Annotated in this window: 9 protein-coding genes and 1 pseudogene; 3 read left to right on the top strand and 7 right to left on the bottom strand. The window is 61.4% G+C overall.

The annotated features are described in order from the left end of the window. The 7 genes from BX592_RS33175 to BX592_RS33205 all read right to left on the bottom strand — a co-directional run. On the bottom strand, positions 1 to 736 hold a 736-nt coding region (locus BX592_RS33175), incomplete at its 3' end, for a citrate/2-methylcitrate synthase (protein WP_279589220.1). Positions 737 to 831: 95 nt separating this feature from the next. Then, complete coding sequence (locus BX592_RS33180) at positions 832 to 1104, bottom strand: FAD assembly factor SdhE (RefSeq protein ID WP_134197568.1); 273 nt, start codon at positions 1102 to 1104, stop codon at positions 832 to 834. Position 1105: 1 nt separating this feature from the next. Then, a complete protein-coding gene (locus tag BX592_RS33185) occupies positions 1106 to 1810 on the bottom strand; it encodes a succinate dehydrogenase iron-sulfur subunit (protein WP_134197569.1) in 705 nt (234 codons plus the stop codon). Between the two features lie 31 nt (positions 1811 to 1841). Beyond that, a complete protein-coding gene (gene sdhA, locus BX592_RS33190; RefSeq protein ID WP_134197570.1) occupies positions 1842 to 3617 on the bottom strand; it encodes a succinate dehydrogenase flavoprotein subunit in 1776 nt (591 codons plus the stop codon). Between the two features lie 4 nt (positions 3618 to 3621). Next, positions 3622 to 3990, bottom strand: coding sequence for a succinate dehydrogenase, hydrophobic membrane anchor protein (gene sdhD, locus BX592_RS33195; RefSeq protein WP_134197571.1), 369 nt, complete (start codon positions 3988 to 3990; stop codon positions 3622 to 3624). Positions 3991 to 3992: 2 nt separating this feature from the next. Further along, complete coding sequence (gene sdhC / locus BX592_RS33200; protein ID WP_134197572.1) at positions 3993 to 4409, bottom strand: succinate dehydrogenase, cytochrome b556 subunit; 417 nt, start codon at positions 4407 to 4409, stop codon at positions 3993 to 3995. A 238-nt stretch (positions 4410 to 4647) separates the two neighbouring features. After that, on the bottom strand, positions 4648 to 5448 hold the full coding sequence (locus tag BX592_RS33205) for a GntR family transcriptional regulator (RefSeq protein ID WP_134197573.1): 801 nt from the start codon (positions 5446 to 5448) through the stop codon (positions 4648 to 4650). A 600-nt stretch (positions 5449 to 6048) separates the two neighbouring features. Here BX592_RS33205 and BX592_RS33210 point away from each other — a divergent pair. From BX592_RS33210 to prpB, 3 genes and pseudogenes are all read left to right on the top strand, one after another. Beyond that, a complete protein-coding gene (locus BX592_RS33210; protein WP_134197574.1) occupies positions 6049 to 7029 on the top strand; it encodes a malate dehydrogenase in 981 nt (326 codons plus the stop codon). Between the two features lie 238 nt (positions 7030 to 7267). Beyond that, the gene (locus tag BX592_RS33215) at positions 7268 to 8293 is read left to right on the top strand and encodes an HpcH/HpaI aldolase/citrate lyase family protein (protein ID WP_134197575.1); all 1026 of its coding nucleotides are present in this window, start codon (positions 7268 to 7270) and stop codon (positions 8291 to 8293) included. Next, positions 8290 to 8425, top strand: a pseudogene (gene prpB, locus BX592_RS34765) (methylisocitrate lyase); the annotation flags it as partial. The gene BX592_RS33215 and the pseudogene prpB, both read left to right, overlap by 4 nt.

Here is an 8425-nt window from a genome sequence, read left to right on the forward strand (position 1 = left end):
CCAGACGCACAGTCGACGTCGACGCGTTCTGCTCGTGGTCCGCGTGCAGGATCAGGATACGGTCGAGCGCGCGCACCAGCACGTCGTTGACCTTGTACTCTTCGCACGGGTTCGAGAACATCATCCGCATGAAGTTCGCGCTGTACGACAGATTGTTCTGCGGGTACACGAACGGCTGGCCGATGCTGTATTTGTACGCCATCGCAACCAGCGTCGGCAGCTTCGCGATCATGCGGATCGCCGACACTTCGCGGTGACGCGGATTGTTGATGTCGAGCGAGTCGTGATAGAACGCCGACAGCGCGCCGACCGCGGCGACCAGAATCGCCATCGGGTGCGCGTCACGACGGAAGCCACGGAAGAAGAACTGCATCTGCTCGTGCACCATCGTGTGATTCGTGACGGTCTTCACGAACTCATCTTTCTGTTGCGCGTTCGGCAGTTCGCCCTTCAGCAGCAGATAGCAGGTCTCGAGAAAGTCCGCATTCTGCGCGAGGTTGTCGATCGGAAAACCGCGGTACAGCAGTTCGCCCTTGTCTCCGTCGATGTACGTGATCGCCGAGTTGCACGCCGCCGTCGACATGAACCCCGGGTCATACGTGAACTTGCCGGTCTGACCGTACAGTTTGCGAATGTCGATTACGTCCGGGCCCAAAGTGCCCTTGTAGATCGGCATTTCAACGCTCGGCGAGTTGTCGCTGAACGATAGCGTGGCTTTAACATCTGACGGGGTCATAGCACATCCTCAATCGAAAGGTGGAAACAGGGTTTCGATAATTGCACGCCTTCTCGGACACACACGCCGCACCGCTCGAACCGTATACAACCCAGTTAAGCCGTGCGCAGCATGTCGAGGACCCGTCTGACGTCCGGGTCGGCCAGGTCGCCTTCAGGTTCCTTGCGGGCAAGCAGCAAGTCCATCAGGTCGTTATCGCTCAGTTCCAGCAGGCGCGTCAGCGCGCCGACGTCCGCATCACTGAGGTCATGCTCATATCGGCTGAAAAAACGTTCGAAGATCAGATCGTTTTCCAGCAGGCCGCGCCGCGCGCGCCAGCGTAGGCGCGCGCGGCGTAGAGGGTCGGACTGATGCGATGATCCGTCCATCTCAGACAGCGCGGCGCACCATCAATTCCTTGATCTTGCCGATCGCCTTCGTCGGATTCAGGCCCTTCGGGCACACGTCGACGCAATTCATGATCGTATGGCAACGGAACAGACGGTACGGGTCTTCCAGGTTGTCGAGGCGTTCGCCGGTCGCCTGATCGCGGCTGTCCGCGATAAAGCGATAGGCCTGCAACAGGCCGGCCGGACCGACGAACTTGTCGGGATTCCACCAGAAACTCGGGCACGACGTCGAGCAGCTCGCGCACAGAATGCACTCGTACAGGCCGTCGAGCTCATCGCGCTCTTCCGGCGACTGCAAACGCTCTTTCTCCGGCGGCGGCGTGTCGTTGATCAGGTACGGCTTGATCGAGTGATACTGGTTGAAGAACTGCGTGAAGTCGCAAATCAGGTCCCGCACAACCGGCAGACCCGGCAGCGGACGCAGCACGATTTTCTGCGGCAGATCGTTCAGGTTCGTCAGGCACGCGAGGCCGTTCTTGCCGTTGATGTTCATCGCGTCCGAGCCGCACACGCCTTCGCGGCACGAGCGACGGAACGACAGCGTTTCATCGACGGATTTCAGCTTGACGAGTGCATCCAGCAGCATGCGTTCGTGCGAGTCGATTTCAAGCTCATACGTTTGCATGCGCGGCGCCGCGTCCTTGTCCGGATCGTAGCGGTAAACTTCGAAAATACGCTTGGCCATATTGTGGGTCCTTTGACGTGTGGCTTGCGCCTTAGAAGGTCCGTGCCTTCGGCGGCACCGATTCGACGGTCAGCGGCTTCATGTGAACCGGCTTGTAGTCGAGGCGATCGCCTTCGCTAAACCACAGCGTATGGCGCAGCCAGTTTTCGTCGTCGCGATGTTCATAGTCGCTTTGCGCGTGCGCGCCGCGGCTTTCCTTGCGTGCCTCGGCGGACACCATCGTCGCGCGTGCGGCTTCGATCAGGTTCGCCAGTTCGAGCGCTTCGACGCGCGCGGTGTTGAACACCTTCGACTTGTCCTTCAGGTGCACGTGAGCGACGCGCTCCTTCAGTTCATTCACTTTCTCGACGCCTTCCGACAGCAGCTTCGACGTGCGGAACACGCCCGCATGCGCTTGCATCGACGCGCGGATATCGTTCGCGATGGCCTGCGTGTACTCGCCCGACGACGACGCTTCGAGCTTCGCGAGGCGTTCGAGCGCGCGGTCGGCTGCATCGGCCGGCAGCGGCTTGTGCTCCTTCATTTCGCCCGCACGCTTGACGATATGGTTGCCGGCCGCGCGGCCGAACACCACGAGGTCGAGCAGCGAGTTCGTGCCGAGGCGGTTCGCGCCGTGCACCGACACGCACGAGCATTCGCCGACCGCGTAGAAACCGTTGACCGGCTCTTCGTGATCGCGCGACGTGCCGACCACCTGACCGTGCATATTGGTCGGAATGCCGCCCATCTGATAGTGAATGGTCGGCACAACCGGGATCGGTTCCTTGATGCAGTCGACGTTCGCGAATTTCAGTGCGATTTCGCGAATCGACGGCAGACGCTTCATGATCGTCTCGGCGCCGATGTGCGACAGGTCGAGCAGCACGTGGTCCTTGTTCGGACCGACACCGCGACCTTCCTTGATTTCCTGGTCCATCGAACGCGAAACGAAGTCGCGCGGTGCGAGGTCTTTCAGCGTCGGCGCGTAGCGCTCCATGAAGCGCTCGCCGTCCGCATTGCGCAGAATGCCGCCTTCGCCGCGCACGCCTTCGGTAATCAGCACGCCCGCGCCGGCCACGCCGGTCGGGTGGAATTGCCAGAATTCCATGTCCTGCAGCGCGATGCCCGCGCGCGCCGCCATGCCCAGACCGTCGCCGGTATTGATGAACGCGTTGGTCGACGCCGCGAAGATCCGGCCCGCGCCGCCCGTTGCGAACAGCGTGGTCTTGCCTTCGAGGATATAGACGTCGCCCGTTTCCATTTCGAGCGCGGTCACGCCGAGCACGTCACCGTCCGCGTCGCGGATCAGGTCCAGTGCCATCCATTCGACGAAGAACTGCGTCTTCGCCGCGACGTTCTGCTGGTACAGCGTGTGCAGCAATGCGTGGCCGGTACGGTCAGCCGCCGCACACGCGCGCTGCACCGGCTTTTCGCCGTAGTTCGCGGTGTGGCCACCGAACGGACGCTGATAGATCGTGCCGTCCGCATTGCGGTCGAACGGCATGCCGAAGTGCTCGAGTTCGTAGACGGCGTTCGGTGCTTCGCGGCACATGAACTCGATCGCGTCCTGGTCGCCGAGCCAGTCCGAACCCTTGATCGTGTCGTAGAAGTGGTAGTGCCAGTTGTCTTCGCTCATGTTGCCGAGCGATGCGCCGATGCCGCCCTGCGCGGCCACCGTGTGCGAACGCGTCGGAAACACTTTCGACAGCACGCACACCGACAGACCCGCACGCGCCAGTTGCAGCGACGCACGCATTCCCGAGCCGCCCGCGCCGACAATCACCACGTCGAAGCGGCGACGCGGCAGAGTATGTTTGATTGCAGCCATTCTTTTACACTCTCCAGAGAATCTGCGCGGCGTAGCCCGCACACGCGAGCAGCCAGACGATCGTCAGCGCCTGAAGGACAAGCCGCGTGCCGACCGGCTTGATGTAGTCCATCCAGATGTCGCGAATGCCGACCCATGCGTGATAGAACAGTGACAGCAACGTGACAAAGGTCGCGAGCTTCATCCATTGGGTCGCGAAGATCGACGCCCAACCGTCGTACGAGAATGCCTGTGCGGTGAAGAACCAGACCAGCAGGATCACTGTGTAGACCGCCATGATCACCGCGGTGATGCGCTGCGCGAGCCAGTCGCGCAGACCATAGTGCGCGCCGACGACAAGGCGCTTCGAACCAATTCGGTTATTGGAGGACATTCTTAGAAGGCTCCGAACAGTTTGAGCGCGAATGCGAGGGTCAGCAGCGACGACACGACGAACACGACCACCGACGTACTCTTGCCTTTTTCCTTCGACACCGCATTGTGGTTCGTATCCATCAGCAGGTGACGGATGCCGGCGCAGAAGTGAAACAGGAAAGCCCATGCAAGCACCAGCGTGATCAGCTTGACGAGGATGTTGGAGAGAAAGACCTTGAAGACTTCGAAGCTGAGTTCGGAAGTGAGACTCTGATCGAAGAGGTACAGCAGGAACGGAAGGAAGATGAAGAGCAGAGCGCCGCTCACGCGGTGCAAAATGGACACACGCCCCGCTAGCGGGAGACGATACGCCGTGAGTATCTGCCCGATACCGATGTTCCGGAATTCCGGCCTCGGTTTTTTTACGGCTTCAGCCATGCTAGACCCCTACTATGTAGTCACACTAATCCGCGATTTTAGCGCCTTTTCATTCCGCGCTGCAGCGAACATCTGCTCAAGACTGCTTTATATCGGTGGCAATAAAGGCGAGTCACTATCCGCTTCACGGTCCGGATCACAGTACGATTCTTGACTGTTTCACGGCCCGTTGCATCGTCCGCGCCACAACCCGCTTCAGAATTCATGCAAGCAAGCTACGCCCGTTTCATCACTTGCATCAACTGAGATCGTTCTGATAGTAATAGCCGGTTGTGACATACCAACCTCGCCGCACTTCGACCGGTCGATCGCCATACGTGTACGAGACCCGCTCCACCGACAGCAAAGGAAAACCCGGCGGCACGTGCAGAAGATCGGCGACCGTCGGGTCCGCCGCCACCGCGCGAATCTTCTCGGTCGCGCGAATCATCCGCGTGCCGAACTCCGTTTCGAACATCGCGTAGAGCGGGCCTTTGTAATCGGACAGTCGCTCGAGCGTGAGACCGCGAAACACGCCACCCGGCAACCAGATCTCGTCGAGCACCGTGTCTTCGCCATCGAACTGAAGCAGACGCTTGATCAATACGACCGGGTCCGACGGTTTCAGATCGAGCTGCCGCGCGATCTCCGCGGACGCGCGCAAGCGCCGGCATTCGAGCAGCTGGCTGATATGGGGATGCTCGACGCCGTCATCGGCGAGTAATCTGAGAAAGCGAAACTGAGCACGGTCTTCGTTGTGCGTCGCAACAAATGTGCCTTTTCCTTGCCGGCGCACAAGCAGATTGTCAGCAGCAAGCTCGTCGATCGCTTTGCGCACGGTGCCTTGGCTGACCTTGTAGCGCGCGGCCAGTTCGACTTCGCTGGGGATGATTTCGCCGGGCTTCCATTCGCCGGACTCGAGGCTCTGCGTAATGAGGCCTTTGATCTGCTGGTAAAGCGGACTGAACGTAGGCGACGAAGACGATGCGGAGGGCGGCGCGCTTTCGCCTGCGCCCGCAGGGCCGATCGGATTCGCAGAGCTCGCCTGGTTCGAATTCATTCGCGCATTTCATCATAAACGGTCGCTCGGCGTCCACCTATTTTGGGTCAATACTTATGTCTTATATAAGACATAAGATACTGTTGACTTTGTGTGCGCTCACTCCTACACTCCTTGTCGAGCAAGGGTTTGCGGGTGTTTTTCACGGTACACGGCAGCGGCGGAGTGCAAGCCGAAGCGTAGTCCGGAATACCGTCCTGCGCATGTTGCGCCCTCATCAGTCCAGCTTTCAATTCGCCTGCCGTCCGCCTCACGAATGGCTCCAGAAGGCGTCGAGCGGTCCCGCTCAAACGGGGCCGGCCGTAGGCTCACGCAGCCTCATCGACGCCCGCTGGAATGCGCTATGCAGGATTCGCCGGGTCGCAGCAAGCACGCGCGCCATCGCGCCGCAAGCGGTGCATCCGCGCTCTGCTCGGCAGTCTCGCCCGCCCGTTCCATGGCCGGCGCGGCCGCCTCGTTGCAGCGTGCGCGACGCGTGTTCGAATGCCGCGCCGCTGCGCATAGAGTTCATCGTGTTTGCCACGCTTCCGGTAACGCGCATATAAAATGGCGTTTTCTCAAGCGTCTAACGCACTAACGCACCGTCCTGGAGATTTCTCAATGGCTAAGCCCGCAAAGCGCGTTGCCGTCACTGGCGCCGCAGGTCAAATCGGTTATTCCCTGCTATTTCGCATCGCCAATGGCGACATGCTCGGCAAGGACCAGCCGGTGATCCTGCAGCTGCTTGACCTGCCGCAAGCGCAAGCCGCCGTCAAAGGCGTCGTGATGGAACTCGAAGACTGCGCGTTTCCGCTGCTCGCGGGTGTCGTGGTCACTGACGACCCGAAAGTCGCGTTCAAGGATGCCGACGTTGCGCTGCTAGTCGGTGCGCGTCCGCGTTCGAAGGGCATGGAGCGCAAGGATCTGCTGTCGGCCAACGCCGAAATCTTCACGGTGCAAGGCAAGGCGCTCAACGACGTCGCCAGCCGCGACGTGAAGGTACTGGTGGTCGGCAACCCGGCGAACACCAACGCGTACATTGCGATGAAGTCGGCGCCGAGCCTGCCGAAGAAGAACTTCACGGCGATGCTGCGTCTGGACCACAACCGCGCGCTGTCACAACTGGCGGCGAAGTCGGGCAAGCCGGTCGCATCGATCGAAAAGCTCGCCGTGTGGGGCAACCATTCGCCGACGATGTACCCGGATTTCCGCGTCGCGACGGCCGAAGGCCAGTCGCTGACGAAGCTGATCAACGACGACGAATGGAACCGCAACGTGTTTATCCCGACGGTCGGCAAGCGCGGCGCGGCGATCATCGAAGCGCGCGGCCTGTCGTCGGCGGCATCGGCGGCGAACGCGGCGATCGATCACGTGCGTGATTGGGTGCTCGGCACGAACGGCAAGTGGGTGACGATGGGCATTCCGTCGGACGGCTCGTATGGCATCCCGGAAGACATCATTTACGGCGTGCCGGTCACGTGCGAAAACGGCGAGTACAAGCGCGTCACCGGCCTCGAAATCGACGCGTTCTCGCGCGAGAAGATGGACGGCACGCTGAACGAGCTGCTCGAAGAGCGCGACGGCGTCAAGCACCTGCTGTAAGCCGGGCCATGGAATCGACCGGGACCTCGTTGCAGCGCGGCGGGTTCCGGTTTTTTTCGTGCCGGGTCGATCAGGCGAAGGCTGCATTGCGTGACCTTCGCCTCTGATTCGAATGGACTTTGGAACCCCCGTTCGCGGCGCCTCGCCAGCGCATTCTGGCAACGGCGGCCCGGGCGCTCGCAGAGTACGTTCGAATCAGATCTTTCCAACTAGAAACCACGCTATTTGACGCCCGAGAATGCGCGCCCTCACCCCCGCCGAAGTGCTGTTTGAAGGCGAAGCGCCGCCGACCGTGCTGCCCGCGTGCGATCACTACGCCGGCAGCGAGAAGCTGATGCTGAAATCGCTCGCGCTGCAGCAGGAACTCGGGCCGGTATTCGACATCACGCTCGATTGCGAAGACGGCGCGCAGGTCGGGCATGAAACCGAGCATGCGGAACTGGTTGCATCGCTCACGGGTAGCGAGCACGACCGGTTCGGCCGCGTCGGCGTGCGTATTCACGATTTCCATCACCCGCATTGGCGCGACGACGTCCGTGTCATTCTGCGCACGGCGAAGCGCGCGCCGGCGTATATCACGCTGCCGAAAATCCGCAGCGTGCCGGATGCCGCGGAGATGTGCGCGTTTATCGAAGCGACGCGCCGCGAGCTCGGTATCGCGCGGCCGGTGCCGGTTCAATTGCTAGTCGAAACGCATGGCGCGCTCGCAAGCGCATTCGATCTCGCCGCGCTGCCCGGCGTCGAGGCGCTGAGCTTCGGCCTGATGGACTTCGTATCGGCGCACGACGGTGCGATTCCGGATACCGCGATGCGCTCGCCGGGGCAGTTCGATCATCCGCTGGTGCGGCGTGCGAAGCTCGAAATCGCCGCGGCCTGCCATGCGCACGGCAAGGTGCCGTCGCATAACGTATCGACCGAAGTGCGCGACATGAATGTGGTCGCGAACGACGCCGTGCGGGCGCGCAACGAATTCGGCTATACGCGGATGTGGAGCATCCATCCGGCGCAGATTCCGGCGATCGTCTCCGCATTCGCACCGCGCGATGACGAAATCGTGACTGCCACCGAGATTCTGCTCGCCGCGCAGGCCGCGCAATGGGGCCCAACGCGCTACCGCGATACATTGCATGATCGCGCAAGCTATCGCTATTACTGGTCGGTGCTGCGCCGCGCGCGCTCGACCGGGCGCGCCGTGCCCGCGGAAGCGGCATCGCTGTTCCGCAATGGCGCCGGGTCTGTCTATCGGGAAGGAGCCGCATCATGACCAATGCTGCAAGCCAATCGGCGGGTGCCGCCTTCCGCGCCGCAGTCGCCGAAGAGAAACCGCTTCAGGTGGTCGGCGCGATCAATGCGAATCACGCGCTGCTCGCGAAGCATGCAGGCTTCAAGGCCATCT

The organism is Paraburkholderia rhizosphaerae (assembly GCF_004366595.1).
Classification (GTDB): Bacteria; Pseudomonadota; Gammaproteobacteria; order Burkholderiales; family Burkholderiaceae; genus Paraburkholderia; species Paraburkholderia rhizosphaerae.

Excerpts from the sequence above, each read along its gene's own strand:
- BX592_RS33185 (WP_134197569.1), bottom strand. The coding sequence starts at position 1,810 with ATGGCCAAGCGTATTTTCGAAGTTTACCGCTACGATCCGGACAAGGAC.
- BX592_RS33180 (WP_134197568.1), bottom strand. The coding sequence starts at position 1,104 with ATGGACGGATCATCGCATCAGTCCGACCCTCTACGCCGCGCGCGCCTA.
- sdhD (WP_134197571.1), bottom strand. The coding sequence starts at position 3,990 with ATGTCCTCCAATAACCGAATTGGTTCGAAGCGCCTTGTCGTCGGCGCG.
- sdhC (WP_134197572.1), bottom strand. The coding sequence starts at position 4,409 with ATGGCTGAAGCCGTAAAAAAACCGAGGCCGGAATTCCGGAACATCGGT.
- BX592_RS33210 (WP_134197574.1), top strand. The coding sequence starts at position 6,049 with ATGGCTAAGCCCGCAAAGCGCGTTGCCGTCACTGGCGCCGCAGGTCAA.
- BX592_RS33215 (WP_134197575.1), top strand. The coding sequence starts at position 7,268 with ATGCGCGCCCTCACCCCCGCCGAAGTGCTGTTTGAAGGCGAAGCGCCG.
- BX592_RS33205 (WP_134197573.1), bottom strand. The coding sequence starts at position 5,448 with ATGAATTCGAACCAGGCGAGCTCTGCGAATCCGATCGGCCCTGCGGGC.
- sdhA (WP_134197570.1), bottom strand. The coding sequence starts at position 3,617 with ATGGCTGCAATCAAACATACTCTGCCGCGTCGCCGCTTCGACGTGGTG.